Source organism: Atribacteraceae bacterium, from assembly GCA_035477455.1.
GTDB lineage: Bacteria > Atribacterota > Atribacteria > Atribacterales > Atribacteraceae > DATIKP01.
The window spans coordinates 1-14408 of record DATIKP010000084.1; the positions used below are offsets into that span (position 1 = coordinate 1).

The following is a 14408-nucleotide window of genomic DNA, read 5'->3' on the forward strand; positions in this document are numbered from 1 at the left end:
ACCAGGACTTTTCGCGAGCCGTCAAGGCTGACAGTTGAGGAATGGTTTACCGTATGGTTAAACGACTACATGAAACCCTCACTGCGCGCCACCACATGGGAAAGCTACAAATACCAGGTCAATGGCCACATCATTCCGGCCTTGGGGCGCTTAAAGGTTGTCGAGCTACAGACGGCGCACATTCAGCGACTATACAACGACAAACTGCGGGGCGGCAGACTGGATGGTAAGGAAGGCGGCCTGACACCAAAGAGCGTCCGCTATATTCATACCGTCATACACTCCTGCTTAGAGCAGGCGAAAAAAGAAGGCTTATTGACCGTCAGCCCGGCGGATGCGGTGCGGCTACCGAAGCGCGAGCAGAAGGACATTCATTATCTGGACAGCGATGGCATAAAGCACTTCTTGGGGATTGCCAGAGAAAGCAAGCACTTCGCGGCCTTCTACCTGACATTGAACACCGGACTGCGGCGCGGGGAGCTGCTTGGCCTGCGCTGGAAGGATGTGGACTTTGCGAATGGGCAGATTGCCGTTAATCAGGGGCTGGTACGGGTGACAGGAAAAGGGCTGGTGTTCCAGGAGCCGAAAACAAAGCTGTCTAACCGGGTGATAGGGCTTTGCCCTGCCGCGCTATCCGTCCTTCGGGAGCATAAAAAGAAGCAGGCTGAGAATCGGCTTCTGGTGGGCAACGGGTACAACGGGGGCATAGACCTGGTATTTGCCAACGAGATAGGCGGACCTGTTGACCCCAGGGCGTTTACCAGGGTGTTTGAACGGCTGATAAAGGCGGCGGGACTGGACGTTACCTTCCACGGTTTGCGGCATACCTTCGCCACCATAGCCTTGGAAAGCGGTGTTGACATCAAAACTATCCAGGAAACGCTGGGGCATCATAGCGCGGCATTCACAATGGACGTTTACAGCAGCGTTACGGGCAAGATGAAGAGGGAGGCCGCGGACAAGGTTGGTACCCTGCTGGCTTCCCTGATGGTGAAATAACCCTACGCTTTTCAGTAACACGCAAAAGGGGATCCTTGGTGTAGTGTGTAAATAGTGTGTAAATGGTCGTTTTTCGGGTGCCTTTTAAGCCGGTGGAAGATCAAAAAACCCTTTAAAGTCAACGGTCGGAGCGATAGGGGTTGAACCTGAGGCCTCTTGGTCAAACACCAGGGGACGGCTAACCCGATTGCTGAATTCTGTGTCGAGGAAGAGATAAATTTTAAATGGCGGGAGAATGACGATGGTATTTTGTCGGTTATGGTCACTCTGGCCTTCGAGGCGGAAGGAAAAGAGACGGTCATCCGTTTCCCGGTGGTTCCCCTGGTGGAGAGATAATCCCGGAAAAACAAACCGGTCCAGCGGGGTCATCGAACTCGCCCTGGTGATTACGATCCCGGCCCTGGCCCTGAGCCTGGTTTCCCTTCTTTTCTGGGACCTCCTGAATCACCGGGAAACACAAAGAGCCCTCCAGGAAAAAATCGCTCTTGATTACCGCCTGGCGGGGGCCCTGTCCGAGGCCCGTTATCTCCTGCGCGATGGCGAGATGCTGCCCGGTGATCTGGTGGTCCAATCGGTTTTTTTCCCGGACTTAACGATCAAAATCGACCCGGTTGCCTCACTGATCGTTATTTTGAAAAAAAATCGCTCTTACCTGGAAGCCGATTTCAGCGGAAGCGGCGAGTCTGTTACAATAAGAAGAATCGTCAGCCAGTCCAATATTCCATACGCGAGGTAACCTATGCTGGGGGTCGATCTTGGTTCTTATTCTCTCAAGTATTGTCTGAGCCGGAAAAAACGGGACATGACCTTTGCAATAGAAAAAACCGGCGACTTCATTCACAACGGGGAAATGTCCGCTGATGGAAATATCCGAAGTAGCGACAGCATGGCAAACACCATCAGAAACGTTTGGAAAAAGAACCGACTAAGCCGAGAGATCTGCTTGTCCTACTACCACCCCCGGATGGTGGTTCAAAACATCAGCCTTCCGGAAATGTCGGCGTCGGAATTGGAAAACGCCCTGCGCTGGGAAGCGGGTTCCATTATTACCGGGGAAGATCGGTTTCAGATCGGATGGGAAATCCTGGGAAAAGCGGATGGAAAAATGGAGATTCTCTTCACCGCAACCCCGGCGGCAGCTGTCGCCGAGTACCTGAGTTTGTTCAAAACCGCCGGAATCCGGGTGGAGGCCATGGAACCCCATGCCCTGAGCCTGATACGGGGCTTTCTGGGATTACATCCCGCCTTCTCTCGGGACACCTCCTTGGTCCTCGTTGAAACGGGATTCCGCAAGAGCACCATCCTGTATTTTGAAAACGGGAAGTTGGTCTTTGTCCGGTATTTTGGCTGGGGATTGCAAAAAATCTGGGAGGTGCTCAAAGAAAGCCATGGTCTTCTTCCAGCGGAAATTCTGGAGATGTTCAAGCGGGGGAGTATCAGCGAGGACATCCCTTACCAGATGGAAGAAGCCATCGCTCAGGCCGCTTCTGACCTGTTGTCCGAGATCAACCGGTCGTTTTCCTTTTTTCTGAACAAATTTGGAGAGCATTCCCTGAAGAACTGCTTCCTGGTCGGTGGCGGAGCGGGGTTGTTGTCCCTCCGTTCTTATTTGGTGAATAATCTCAATATCGCCCTCAATGATCCGAGTGGCCCCCCACCGGCTCCCTCACTGGAAAATATGCGCTTACTTCCGGCCATCGGTGTGTCGTTATGGAGTTGAAATCATTCTATCCGGTCAAACTGAACTTACTCCCCATCCAGTACCGGGTTCAAAAAACGCCGCACTGGGTTCGCCTTTTTTTTACCGTCCTCCTCATCGGTGCGAGTACGTTCACCGGGTATGCTGTCGCAATCCTGAACTTCCGCATTGACCTGGTCGGCTTGACCATCGAGACCCTGGAACGGGAAGCGGCTTATCTGCGGGAGTTGAACCACCGCATGCAGGAAGTCCAGCAGGAAATCCACCGGATCGAAGGCCGGGTCACCATATTGCAGGACCTGGTCCTGCGGGAACCGGAATGGCTGAACATCATTGAGGCGATCGGAGTGAGCATGCCCCCGGATCTCTTCCTCGAAGAGGCGTCTTTTGGCCCGGACCACATCAGCTTCTCCGGGTATTCGGTCAGTATATTCAGTCTGGCCAGTTTCATTGAATCGCTGTCTGGCTATCGGAAGTATTTTACAAGCGCCGAATTCCAGTCCCTGTCCCTGCAGGAAGGGATGTATTTCTTCACCCTCTCCCTGGAACTCAACCAATCATGAACATCAAGCAGAGCTGGCCGTTTATTCTCTTGGGTTGGGCGGGAGGCATTGTCCTCGCGTTCTTTTTTATTCTTGAGCCGCTCGTCGTTGAACTGGATACTCTCCAGGACCGTCAGGCGGCGCTGGAAGGAGAAGTGACCACCCTGCGGCGGAGGGTGGTAAACCTGGAACCTCTGGAGCGCAGGCTTCTGGCTTTGCAGGAGACCGCCCTGATATTGGAGGCACGGCTTCCGGAGGAAAAGGAAATTCCCGATCTCCTAATAACCATCGAGGAAGCGGCGATTCTTTCCAACGTGGAGATTCGTTCTTTCGTTCCTCAAACTACAACCGCAACGGAAAACTATGTCGAGGTTCCCTTCGGCGCAAACCTCCATACCCGTTACCATGACTTTCTGCTTTACCTGAACCATCTTCGGGGCTCGGACCGCCTGATCCAGGTCCGGGACTTTGCCTTGCGTAAAGACTTGGCCGATACCTTTCTGGTGGAGGTGAACCTGGTCACCTTTACCGTGGAAAAAAATGGGGAATCTCCATGAGGTCACGGGAATTTCCCTTTGTTATTGTACTGGCGGTGGCGTTGGGACTGTTGATCTATTTGAACTTGGGCATCGCGGGCCGGGTCCTCCTCCCGGTGCCGGAAACAAAAATCATACCTACCTTACCGGTACGAACACCACAACCGCTTCTCGATCTCCCATTGGTAAGTGAGCTGCCGCCGGAGGAGATCACCCCCCGTTTTTATCCCGAAACCAAACTCCTCGCCTACCGGAATCTTTTTCTCATGACCGCTCCCTTTACCCGGCCTGCCGAGGAAGCATTCATTCCGGAACCGGCTTTGCTCGCACCCGTTCCCGAGATCCCGACTGAGGTTGACCTGCCACCGGAGAGGATATATATCCCGGAAATCGAGATCGTCGAAGTGCTGCCGCCGGAATTCACTTTGCGGGGTATCGTCCTGTCCGAGGAACGACAGGCGGTGGTCTTGGAAATCGATGGGGTGATTAACATCCTTACGACCGAGCAGCCCTTGTCAATGGGAGTAAAATTGGTTAAAGTAGAAGCAAACTCCGTAGTCTTGGAGTACCGGGGGAGGGAATACCAATTAACACTCGACGAATAGTGCTCATCATCCTGTCCGTCCTTCTTCTTGTCTTTTTAAATTCCGTGGTGTACGCGCGTTCTTTGACCCACTTCTATCACCGGGCCGACCAAAACGAAATCAAGCTCACTTTTAAGTTTGATGGACCGGTCCAGTGGCGGGACTCCACCCCTGATCCCTATCATATCGCCGTGGATATCGCCGGGGCGACCAACGCCCTGGATTATCCGGAACGGCCTATGTATATCGGTCCCTTGAGCCGGATCATTTTCCGGGAAACCGAGGAGCATCTCCGCCTCTGGCTGGACCTGCGCGAAACAGTCCGCTACGAGATCTATGACGAAGCCGGGGGAACGCTGGTCACTATCATTCTCCACGGACCTTTCGCTCCGGCTCCCGTTCAGGAACCCCGTTATTCTTTCGACTTTCGGGACGCCGAAGTCCGGGACGTCCTGTTGGCCCTGGCTAAGGCCGCCGGAGTGAATATCGTAATCGACGACACAGTGACCGGCACCCTCACCCTGTCCTTCGAAGAACTGACCTTCGATCAAGCCCTCGGCTACATCCTCACAGTCCGGGGATTAGGTATGGTACAACTGGCCGACAACATCATCGTCGCCGAGCGCCAATGGCTTGAAGAAAAATTCGGCTTGCTGGAATCCCGCCGGTTTGCGCTGAAATACATCGACCCGGCGGCGGCCCGCCAGTCCCTTCTGCTTTTTTTCCAACCGGATCGGGTGATTGCCGACCCCGCAACGCGGAGCATCTTCGTCAAGGGACGGGAAGGGGATCTTTACCAGGCCCAACAGATACTTCAGGAGATCGACGTCGCCCTGGAAACCCGGGTATTTCCCTTAGACAACAACATTTACCAGCATGTTGAGCAATTGCAAAAAATTGCCCAGCTTCTCCAAATTATCATTCCCGACCCGGAACGGATCCAGTATGACTTTTTTCAAAGAACGATTCTGGTTCGGGGGACCAGGGAGGAGTTGGAGGCCGCCGCCGAATTGATTAAAAACATCGACCGGCGGCGTCCCCAGATCATGATCGACGCGAAACTGGTAGAGATCAACCGCCAAAAGACCAAGGACCTGGGAGTGAGTTGGTTCGTGGGAGGCAGAGAGGGGGAGATTACCTTTGGCGAACTGTTACTGGGAGGCACCTTGGAGCGACAGGAAACCATAGAAATGAAAATAACGGCGCTGGAGAAAGACGGCCTGGCCCGTTTGGTAGGAAACCCCCGCATTTTAACCCTAAGCGGCAAGACGGCCTATATCAAAGTAGGAGACAGGGTACCCTATCGCCAGCCGATCATCACCGAAGAGGAAATAGTTTACGAACTTCTCTTCCTCGATGTTGGGATCAGCCTGGAAGTCACTCCCTCCCTGACCCCGGAAGGACAGATCCTCGTCCACGCCATACCCAATGTGAGTACCTTTACCATCCGGGAGTATGTTCTGGGAGGGCTCACCTATGCCGATCCTCAAACCAGAATCAAGACGGCTGATACCACCGCCCGCCTGCGAAACGGAGAAACCCTGGTGATCGGTGGGTTGATCAGAAGCGAGGACCTGGAAACGATCACCCGTATCCCCATCCTGAGCGAAATACCCTTTTTGGGCGAACTGTTCATCCTGCGGAATCGTACTCAACGAGAAACGGAGTTGATTATGTTTTTGACCCCGCATCTGGTGGAGTTTTGATCAACCTATATAGATGGATGCTAAATATTTTCCGGGGGGAGTCATGGACATGAGAAAAAATCTCTGGTCACTGGGTTTTCTGCTGGCCTTTCTTCTTTTATTCACCGGGTGTCGCTGGTTCGCTGGCAATCCCTTGTTTCCTACGGCGAAATTTGTCATCTACTCGAACATTCTCAGGGAAGATGGTTCTGAAGTAGCAACCAACAGCCTGGGTATCCTGTCAGTGAAAGATATTGAAAACGTTTCCGAGATCGAAACATCAACATCCTTGATAACCACAACTAGGATATACGATATCCAAGTTGAAGGCTTCCAATACCGGATTGTGGAAATACGGGATCCGGATAATGGTGAGTTAATCGATATACGAGCTATTCCCTACCCCCTGGATCATCAACAGACCGGGACTTCGGTGACAACAGAAGAAATTACGCAAATGATCACGGCGGATTCTACCATCACCCGCATCAATATGTTTTATGCCCGGTCTGCTCGATTCAACTTCACTCCAATAAACAATGTCGGGGCGATGATTGTATGGGCGGACATCGAGTATCGGGACCACGGCGGGAATCGGATCGATGCCCTGAATAGATTTCGTTATATGTATTTGCTGATCCCCGGTACCGCGAACGTTGAAGCGTTGACTGGAGGAACCGCAGTTTCATATGTTCTGGAAATATTTGACCGGACCGTCGAAAATTATTTTTTAACCCACAGGATACGGCATGGCCAGGCCATCATCACTTTTTACGGAACAGACAATGCCGGTAATCCAGTATCCTATAAATCGGCGGTCAATATCAGCGCATTCCCAACCATAACCATGTAGACAACAATGATCGACGCTTTCTCTTCAATTTCATACTCTAACATTGCCCTAATCGGCTTCATGGGCTCGGGGAAAACCAGGGTCGGAAAAGTTTTGGCGCAAAGTACCGGATGGACTTTTCTTGACCTCGATGCCCTGATCGTCGAGAAAACCAACTGCTCAATCCCGGAAATCTTTTCCCGTTATGGAGAAGGTTATTTCCGTGAACTGGAAACAGAAACCCTCCGGGAGAAATCCAGCTTGCACCAGACCGTTCTCTCTACCGGGGGAGGACTTCCCGGAAGGGAGGAGAACTGGAAAATACTGGAACGGAGTTATCTAACCGTTTATTTAAAATGCACCTTTAACGTTTGTTATAAAAGAATCTTTGGAGATCGGAACCGGCCCCTTTTGGCGCAATTTCCCGATCGGCAGTCCCTCTTGGCCCTTTACCAAAAACGGATCCCATATTATGAACGCTCACGTGTTATAATTGACACGGCACACCGGACACCCAACGCCATAGCCAGGGAGATCGTTTTACGTGCGCGAACTGCGGATAGTTCTCAGGGATAAAGCCTACTCAGTTCTCATTGACCAGGTTCTTTTTGCCTCGGGTACCTGGGATAGCATATTTTCCACACCTATCGTGACCGGAGCGATCATCACCAATGCGACGGTTGCCCGTTTTCATCTTGCCCGCATTCGAGACTTAATTCGCAAGGCGATTCCCCACTTGACCGAAATTGTTTTACCTGATGGGGAGGAATATAAGACCCTTTCCACCGTAGAAGCCATCTACCACCGGCTGGCTGAGGCCGGGTTGGACCGCAGGAGCGTCCTCATTGCCCTTGGTGGCGGGGTGATCACCGATATGACTGGGTTCGCCGCTTCGACTTATCTGCGGGGTATCCCCTATTACCAGGTTCCTACCAGCCTTTTGGCCCAGGTCGACAGTTCGGTAGGGGGCAAAACGGGAGTCAACCTGCCTGCGGGAAAAAACCTGGTCGGTACCTTCTACCAGCCGGAGGGGGTCCTCATCGACCTTTCTTTTCTAAGGACCTTGCCGGCAAGGGAGTTCCGGGAAGGATTAAGCGAGGTGGCCAAAGCCGGTTTTTTAGCCGGTGGAGACCTCTTTGCGCTTCTCAAAAATCAGCCGGAAGCCCTGGCTGAACCGGACGGTCCAGCGCTTGCTGAGGCGGTGGCTCTTTCCATCGACTACAAGAGGGGGATCGTAGAACAAGACGAGCGGGAGAGCGGGATCCGAGCGGTCCTTAACTACGGCCATACCTTGGGGCATGCCTTGGAACGGGCGGCCGGCTACGGGGCGCTTCGCCACGGTGAAGCGGTAGCAATGGGAATGGCCGGTGAAGCTTTGGTCGGTGTCCGGCTGGGCTTGGTGGATTCGGGTTTTTACACCGAGCAGGCCGCTATCCTGCGTTCCCTGGACCTTCCGGTCAAAGCGACGGTGCCAGTCTCACGAGCAACTTTTTTTCAGGCCCTTTGGCAGGACAAAAAAAGGGAGGCGGGCCATTTGAGGTTCGCCTTGGTGGAGAGACCAGGCAAGCCACTGTTTGGCATTCCGGTCACGGCATCGCTCATAGACGATATTCTCCCGGAAATGATCGAGGTGATCGAACCATGAAACTACTGTTCCTGTTTGGTCCGAACCTGAACCTGTTAGGATCGCGCGAACCAGCTTGGTATGGCACGCGAAACTTTGAATGGATTTGTGAGACAATCCAGCGAGAAGGTAAAAAAAGGGGGGTAGACGTCACTATTTTTCAGTCAAACCATGAAGGGGCGATTATCGACCGCCTGCACAGCGCCCGGGAAGAGGTGGACGGGATCGTCTTCAATCCCGGAGCTTTCACCCATTACAGCCTGGCTATTCGTGACGCCTTACAGGCGGTAAACATAAAAACCATCGAGATCCATATGTCCAACATCTATCAGCGGGAAGAATTCCGCCACCGCTCGGTGATCGCTCCGGTCTGCTTCGGCCAAATCAGCGGCCTGGGGTGGTTCGGTTACCTCTTGGCCATGGATGCTTTCCTCCTGGAAAAGGATAACCGATGAACTATGCCTGGCGCCTCGGCGAACTCCGCAAGAGGCTCGCTCGGGAAAGGCAACTTCCGATGCTCATCACCACCATGAGCAATATATTCTATTTGACCGGCTTTCTCGGCTCCCTGGCTTTTCTTCTGATATCCGATGAAAAAGAGAAACCCTTATTTTTTTGTGACGGGCGATACGTGAGTCAAGCCCAGGAAGAAACCAATGGCCGGGTCGACCTGATCCTCTATGAGAGGAAACCGCTGGAAAAAATCCGGGATTTGGTTCGCGCGCGAGGGCACCAAGCCCTTTATATCGAAGATGCCCTCTCCGTAAGCGCCTATCAGAATCTGAATAAAGCCGAGTACGAAACTATTGCGATCGCTTCTCCGGTGAACTCTCTACGTATGATTAAATCACCGGAAGAAACCCGGACCATGGAACGGGCGTTGGCTATCTCGGAAGAGGCTTTTCGGAAAATCCGCTGTCTCATCCAGGAGGGGATCAGCGAACGCTCGCTGGCCCTTGAACTCGATTATCAACTCCTTCTTCTCGGGGCCGATAATACTGCGTTTCCCACTATCGTCGCCAGCGGTGAACGGGCGGCCTGCCCCCATGCTCGGCCCTCTTCGAGAACCCTCCGGAAGGGAGACCCGGTGATTTTTGACTGGGGCGCACGAGTGGATGGTTACTGCGCGGACATCACCCGGACGGTCATCGTCGGCACCGGCCCATCGCCCTTCCGAGAAACCCTCCGAACCCTCCGGGAAGCGCAGCGTACGCTCGAAAAGACCCTGCAAGCGGGGATGAGCGGAAAAGATGCCGATCTGCTCTGCCGGAAAGAACTTGACAAAACTGGTCTTGGACAGTATTTTACCCATGGCCTCGGTCATGGTGTGGGAATTGACGTTCATGAAGAACCTCGCCTGAATCAGGACAGCGATACCGTCCTCGCTGCTGGAATGGTGGTCACCGTGGAACCGGGGGTTTATTTGCCGGGACAGGGGGGAGCCCGGATCGAGAATCTGGTTTTGATCGGAACCGGAGAAAGCCGGGTCCTCAACAAGCTATCAGCCATATGGTAGCCAACAAGCAGTAGAACTGACCAAATCAGTGCCTGAGGACAGCGAATATGAAAATTGAGGTTGAGGTTCACACAGGAGAAGCCCCCTTATTTCCCCTTTAGAAAGGGGGCAGGGGGACTTGAAAGTTACATTTCAGTTAATTTAAGTCACCGACGTGGAGTTTGTTGCCGGGATATAGTGAAGCAACTGATTCGACGGTTACGAGATAGGTCGATGAGAGAAAACAGATGACCGGAGACAGCATAAAGAACGTTTGAGGCCAAGCGAGGCCGCGGTGAGAAGGAAAAGCGATTTTTCAGGGGAGGTCTTTATATATGGCTGATTTTTTATCCAGCAACGATTTGCGGGTAGGGACGGCCATCGAGGTCGATGGCGTCCTCTACATCGTTACTGCTTTTCAGCACACTAAACCGGGCAAGGGTGGGGCGCTGATCAAAACCAAAGTCCGGGATGTCACCACCGGTTTCATCGTGGAAAAAGTATTCCGGGCCGGGGAGAAAATCGCCCGGGCTATTCTGGAAGAGAAAAAAGCGCAGTACATGTATCATGATGGAGCAAACTACCACTTCTTGGATCTCGAAAACTACGAAGAACGGGTTCTTTCGGAAAATGTCGTCGGAGAAGCGACCGATTTTCTCATCGAGAACCTGGAAGTGGAATTTTTAATGTATGAAGATACGATTATCAGCGTCAACCTTCCTTCCTACGTTGAACTGAAGGTGACCGAAGCGCCACCCGGAATCAAGGGAGATACCGCTTCTGGTGGCAACAAACCTGCAACACTCGAAACGGGATTGATAATCCAGGTTCCCCTCTTCATCAATCGGGGTGACCTGATCCGGGTGGATACCCGAAGCCGGGAATATCTCGAGAGAGCTTCCCGGTGAGAGCGGCGAAGATCATGAAAGACCATTCGATAGTCAGGAGACGTTGAACCCGGGATGAAATATGTCGATGTCGCCACGGCGGGGGGAAAAGTGACTTTCCCTATGAAGGTTTTACTCAAGATAGCGCGACGCATCATCCTCTCTGTCCCGGGAGTCGACTCTCTGGAGAAAAATAACGAGGATAGCATCAAGATAGAAGTACAACGCAATGTTTTTTCCTTTAATCTCTATTTGGTGTTCAACCTGTCTAAAAGGGTCCCGGAAGTGTCCTGGAACTTGCAGCGTAAGTTGAAAGAATGTTTCGAAGGGAAAACGGGGCTGCGAGTTGAACGTATCAATGTTCATATTCAGGAATTCTCGGCCTTCGGATTAAACAATGAATTTCAACCGCCACCCTTTTTGGGATAATGCCCAGTGTTTACTCCCTTTCCAGTAGAACCCGAGGTGGATCGTGCGCAGGCAGGTAAGAGAGAAAGCTCTTCAGGTACTTTACCAAAAAGATTTGCTCGATGTCCCACTCCGAGAAATTTTCCTCCGGATGGATCTACCTGAAATCTGGTCCGAGGACGACCGTTCGTTCTTTTACCGATTGACGAGCGGCGTCGCTGACCAGCTTACCTCGATCGACCGGATACTTACCGCGTATACCGAGGGATGGACCCTGCCGAGGATGCCTGCGATAGACCGGAATATCTTGCGTATTGCGGTTTTCGAAATTTTTTTTCTCCCGGAAATATCACTCAAGGTAGCCATCAATGAAGCGGTGATACTCGGAAAAAAGTTCGGAAGTGAGGATTCCGGAAGGTTCATCAACGGAGTCCTTGGCCGGGTGGCCCGCACGACGATGCACGAAGAACGAGAGACGCTAAGAGATAAAACCGGGGAAGAAGATGTCCATCACTGAGTATTTAGATAAAAATGCGGATTTTGTCGATGACTTCCTCGACCGGCACCTCAACGAACCAGCGGCTCCCTCCAGGCTGATTGAGGCCATGCGTTACGGTGTTTTGAAAGGGGGGAAGAAGATCCGGGCTTCGCTTCTGTTCGCTACCGGTGAGGCGTTTTCCATCACTTTGGAAAACCTCCTACCCTTGGCTGCCGCGATTGAAATGATCCATTCTTTTTCCTTGGTGCATGATGATTTACCGAGCATTGACAATGACGATTTCCGCCGCGGGAAACCGAGTTTACACCGAGCTTATAATGAAGGCATGGGGGTGTTGGCCGGTGATGCCCTCCTGGTGGACGGGTTGCGGCTGATCGTTACCGACCAGAATTTCACCGGTCGTTTCGGTCTGGAAAAAGGCTGGGAAATAGTGGGTATTCTCCTTGAGGCACTGGGATCGGCAGGCATGGTCGGCGGGCAGGTGTTCGATATCGAAAACGAAGGACGGCAGGCATCTTGGGATGAAGTACGGCGGATCTACCGAATGAAAACAGCCGGCTTTATCCAGGCGCCCATCCTCTGTGCGGCGGTAGCCGGCGGTTGTTCCCCAGGTGAGAAAGAGGTACTCAGTCGTTTCGGACTGTTTTTGGGTGAATGTTTCCAAATGGTGGACGACTTGTTGGATATATCCCAGCCAAGTAAGCGACTGGGAAAGACCGCTGGGAAAGACCTGGTTCAGCAGAAAGCCACCCTGGTCCGCTTGTTCGGGACGGACCGGACTCGGGAGTTTCTCGATAAAACCTATCGGGAGGCCCTGTCCGTCGTTTCCGCCCTGGATCGCCCCCTGGACAACCTTCTTGCCATCGCAGCCTTTATCGTCGAACGGAACCATTGATCGACAGAATTCCCAAACATGGGTCAGTGTTAAAGTTGGATTGCAAGGGTATGAAAAAAACCAGACTGGATGAATACCTGGTTGAGCAGGGATTATGTGAGAGCCGTGAACAGGCGAAAAGGCTGATTTTGGCCGGTTCCGTCGTTCTCGAACCAATTAGAGGTATTCTAAAGCCCTCGTCTCCCGTGGCTTCTTGGAGCCGGGTTATCGTCAAGGAAAGCCCCCGCTACGTCAGCCGGGGCGGTGAAAAACTCGAAAAGGCCCTCCGGATATTCAACGAAGACCCCACCGGTCTGGTGTACGCCGATATCGGAGCTTCCACCGGTGGATTCACTGATTGTTTGTTACAACACGGAGCCCGGAGGGTTTTCGCCGTCGACGTGGGGTCGGGTATTCTCCACGAGAGAATCCGGCGGGATCCCCGGGTCGTCCTTCTGGAAAAAACCAACGCCCGATTCCTGAAACCGGACCTGCTGGGCCAAACGGTGGATGGATTGACCATCGACGTTTCTTTCATCTCTTTAAACCTCCTGTGGAGTACCGTTACGGTACTCGTGAAGCCGGACGGATCGACCATTGCTCTGATCAAACCACAGTTTGAAGCGGGGAGAGACCTGGTGGACAGGGGTGGCGTGGTGAAAAAGAAGCAAACCCATCGTCTGACCTTGCAGAAGGTTATCGAACATGCAGAAGAATACAATCTGGCGTTGCAGGGATTGACCTTTTCACCGTTACGTGGTCCGAAAGGCAACATTGAATTTCTCGGTTACTGGAGAAAGAGATCAGGAATTTTTACTAAAACGGATCATCGAGATATAATAGGGGAGGTCGTGGAACAGGCCTGGTGTTCCTTCGGACTGGAGTAATGCCCAGAAAAACTCAAGGAACGTACCTGGTAGAACGGATGAGCCATGCTTTCGAAAAAACCGGAAAGTATTGATATCTTTATCAAAAAGAACACCGAGATCATACGCCGAAAATCGTGGGAGCTCGGCCGCCGCATCTCGGATCTGGGGATCACGCACCGTACGGTTTTCGCCGATGAGGTACTTGACCCACGGAGCATCCCCGACCTGGTTTTGGTCATGGGCGGGGATGGCACCTTTCTATCCGCCTCTCATTCCTATTCTCCTCACGGCGTTCCACTCTTGGGTGTCGACCTCGGTGGCCTGGGTTTTCTGGCTGCTGTAAGCATTGAAGAGTTGGATACGGTGATTCTGGACATCTGCAATGGACATTACACCCTGGAAAACCGGATGCTCATCGACTGCCGAATCAGCCGGTCCGGTGAAGACGGCGAGATCCACGATTGTGCCCTGAATGACGTCGTAATCTATCGGGGTCCTTTTGCCCAAATGATTCGTCTCTCGACCCATGTCGATGGTGAATATCTGGCTTCTTTCCCAGCCGACGGACTCATTGTAGCCACTTCAACCGGGTCGACGGCCTATTCGTTGTCCGCTGGAGGGCCGGTCGTTTTTCCCGAGCTCGAACTGTTTGTAATCACCCCGATTTGCGCACATACTCTCTATGCCCGCTCGATCATCGCTTTACCGACGGCCACCGTGGAAGTGGTCCTTGAATCGAGCAAGGAGGGTACCATGGTCACCGTGGATGGGGACCGGGGATACCGGATCGGGAAAAACGACCGTATCTTTGTACGGAAATCCCCCCATTCGGCGAAACTCGTGAAACTGACCCGCGATAAACCTTTTTATTCACT

At 52.7% G+C, this 14408-nt stretch carries 19 protein-coding genes; all 19 read left to right on the forward strand.

Features of this window, described 5'->3' with window-relative positions:
• The coding region (locus VLH40_05245; protein ID HSV31413.1) for a site-specific integrase at positions 1-999 on the forward strand (999 nt) is incomplete at its 5' end.
• A gap of 156 nt (positions 1000-1155) precedes the next feature.
• A complete protein-coding gene (locus VLH40_05250; GenBank protein HSV31414.1) occupies positions 1156-1335 on the forward strand; it encodes a hypothetical protein in 180 nt (59 codons plus the stop codon).
• Between the two features lie 46 nt (positions 1336-1381).
• Positions 1382-1735 (forward strand): hypothetical protein, encoded by a 354-nt coding sequence (locus tag VLH40_05255; protein HSV31415.1) that lies wholly within the window; start codon positions 1382-1384, stop codon positions 1733-1735.
• Between the two features lie 3 nt (positions 1736-1738).
• On the forward strand, positions 1739-2719 hold the full coding sequence (pilM, locus tag VLH40_05260; GenBank protein ID HSV31416.1) for a pilus assembly protein PilM: 981 nt from the start codon (positions 1739-1741) through the stop codon (positions 2717-2719).
• Complete coding sequence (locus tag VLH40_05265; GenBank protein ID HSV31417.1) at positions 2710-3261, forward strand: PilN domain-containing protein; 552 nt, start codon at positions 2710-2712, stop codon at positions 3259-3261. Before pilM ends, VLH40_05265 begins: the two co-directional genes overlap by 10 nt.
• Positions 3258-3797, forward strand: coding sequence for a type 4a pilus biogenesis protein PilO (pilO, locus tag VLH40_05270; GenBank protein ID HSV31418.1), 540 nt, complete (start codon positions 3258-3260; stop codon positions 3795-3797). Before VLH40_05265 ends, pilO begins: the two co-directional genes overlap by 4 nt.
• A complete protein-coding gene (locus VLH40_05275; GenBank protein ID HSV31419.1) occupies positions 3794-4381 on the forward strand; it encodes a hypothetical protein in 588 nt (195 codons plus the stop codon). The genes pilO and VLH40_05275 overlap by 4 nt, the downstream gene beginning before the upstream one ends.
• Before the next feature lie 62 nt (positions 4382-4443).
• Entirely contained in the window at positions 4444-6066 is a 1623-nt protein-coding gene (locus tag VLH40_05280) for a hypothetical protein (GenBank protein HSV31420.1), read from the forward strand.
• A gap of 49 nt (positions 6067-6115) precedes the next feature.
• Positions 6116-6898: a hypothetical protein gene (locus VLH40_05285; GenBank protein ID HSV31421.1), complete on the forward strand. Its 783-nt coding sequence runs from the start codon at positions 6116-6118 to the stop codon at positions 6896-6898.
• Positions 6899-6958: 60 nt separating this feature from the next.
• A complete protein-coding gene (locus VLH40_05290; protein HSV31422.1) occupies positions 6959-7453 on the forward strand; it encodes a shikimate kinase in 495 nt (164 codons plus the stop codon).
• Positions 7422-8522, forward strand: a complete 1101-nt coding sequence (aroB, locus tag VLH40_05295) for a 3-dehydroquinate synthase (GenBank protein HSV31423.1) — start codon at positions 7422-7424, stop codon at positions 8520-8522. The genes VLH40_05290 and aroB overlap by 32 nt, the downstream gene beginning before the upstream one ends.
• Entirely contained in the window at positions 8519-8956 is a 438-nt protein-coding gene (aroQ, locus tag VLH40_05300; protein ID HSV31424.1) for a type II 3-dehydroquinate dehydratase, read from the forward strand. The genes aroB and aroQ overlap by 4 nt, the downstream gene beginning before the upstream one ends.
• Complete coding sequence (locus VLH40_05305; protein ID HSV31425.1) at positions 8953-10017, forward strand: Xaa-Pro peptidase family protein; 1065 nt, start codon at positions 8953-8955, stop codon at positions 10015-10017. Before aroQ ends, VLH40_05305 begins: the two co-directional genes overlap by 4 nt.
• 314 nt (positions 10018-10331) lie before the next feature.
• On the forward strand, positions 10332-10904 hold the full coding sequence (gene efp, locus VLH40_05310; protein ID HSV31426.1) for an elongation factor P: 573 nt from the start codon (positions 10332-10334) through the stop codon (positions 10902-10904).
• 54 nt (positions 10905-10958) lie between these two features.
• A complete protein-coding gene (locus VLH40_05315; GenBank protein ID HSV31427.1) occupies positions 10959-11312 on the forward strand; it encodes an Asp23/Gls24 family envelope stress response protein in 354 nt (117 codons plus the stop codon).
• Between the two features lie 43 nt (positions 11313-11355).
• On the forward strand, positions 11356-11808 hold the full coding sequence (nusB, locus tag VLH40_05320) for a transcription antitermination factor NusB (protein HSV31428.1): 453 nt from the start codon (positions 11356-11358) through the stop codon (positions 11806-11808).
• Entirely contained in the window at positions 11795-12685 is an 891-nt protein-coding gene (locus tag VLH40_05325; GenBank protein ID HSV31429.1) for a polyprenyl synthetase family protein, read from the forward strand. The genes nusB and VLH40_05325 overlap by 14 nt, the downstream gene beginning before the upstream one ends.
• A 50-nt stretch (positions 12686-12735) precedes the next feature.
• A complete protein-coding gene (locus VLH40_05330; protein ID HSV31430.1) occupies positions 12736-13551 on the forward strand; it encodes a TlyA family RNA methyltransferase in 816 nt (271 codons plus the stop codon).
• Positions 13552-13596: 45 nt separating this feature from the next.
• Positions 13597-14408, forward strand: an 812-nt coding sequence (locus VLH40_05335; GenBank protein HSV31431.1) for an NAD(+)/NADH kinase, incomplete at its 3' end; no start/stop codon positions are given.

Coding starts and splice junctions, on each gene's coding strand:
- pilM (HSV31416.1), top strand. CDS start 1,739: ATGCTGGGGGTCGATCTTGGTTCTTATTCTCTCAAGTATTGTCTGAGC.
- VLH40_05265 (HSV31417.1), top strand. CDS start 2,710: ATGGAGTTGAAATCATTCTATCCGGTCAAACTGAACTTACTCCCCATC.
- pilO (HSV31418.1), top strand. CDS start 3,258: ATGAACATCAAGCAGAGCTGGCCGTTTATTCTCTTGGGTTGGGCGGGA.
- VLH40_05275 (HSV31419.1), top strand. CDS start 3,794: ATGAGGTCACGGGAATTTCCCTTTGTTATTGTACTGGCGGTGGCGTTG.
- VLH40_05285 (HSV31421.1), top strand. CDS start 6,116: ATGAGAAAAAATCTCTGGTCACTGGGTTTTCTGCTGGCCTTTCTTCTT.
- VLH40_05290 (HSV31422.1), top strand. CDS start 6,959: ATGGGCTCGGGGAAAACCAGGGTCGGAAAAGTTTTGGCGCAAAGTACC.
- aroQ (HSV31424.1), top strand. CDS start 8,519: ATGAAACTACTGTTCCTGTTTGGTCCGAACCTGAACCTGTTAGGATCG.
- VLH40_05305 (HSV31425.1), top strand. CDS start 8,953: ATGAACTATGCCTGGCGCCTCGGCGAACTCCGCAAGAGGCTCGCTCGG.
- efp (HSV31426.1), top strand. CDS start 10,332: ATGGCTGATTTTTTATCCAGCAACGATTTGCGGGTAGGGACGGCCATC.
- VLH40_05315 (HSV31427.1), top strand. CDS start 10,959: ATGAAATATGTCGATGTCGCCACGGCGGGGGGAAAAGTGACTTTCCCT.
- VLH40_05325 (HSV31429.1), top strand. CDS start 11,795: ATGTCCATCACTGAGTATTTAGATAAAAATGCGGATTTTGTCGATGAC.
- VLH40_05330 (HSV31430.1), top strand. CDS start 12,736: ATGAAAAAAACCAGACTGGATGAATACCTGGTTGAGCAGGGATTATGT.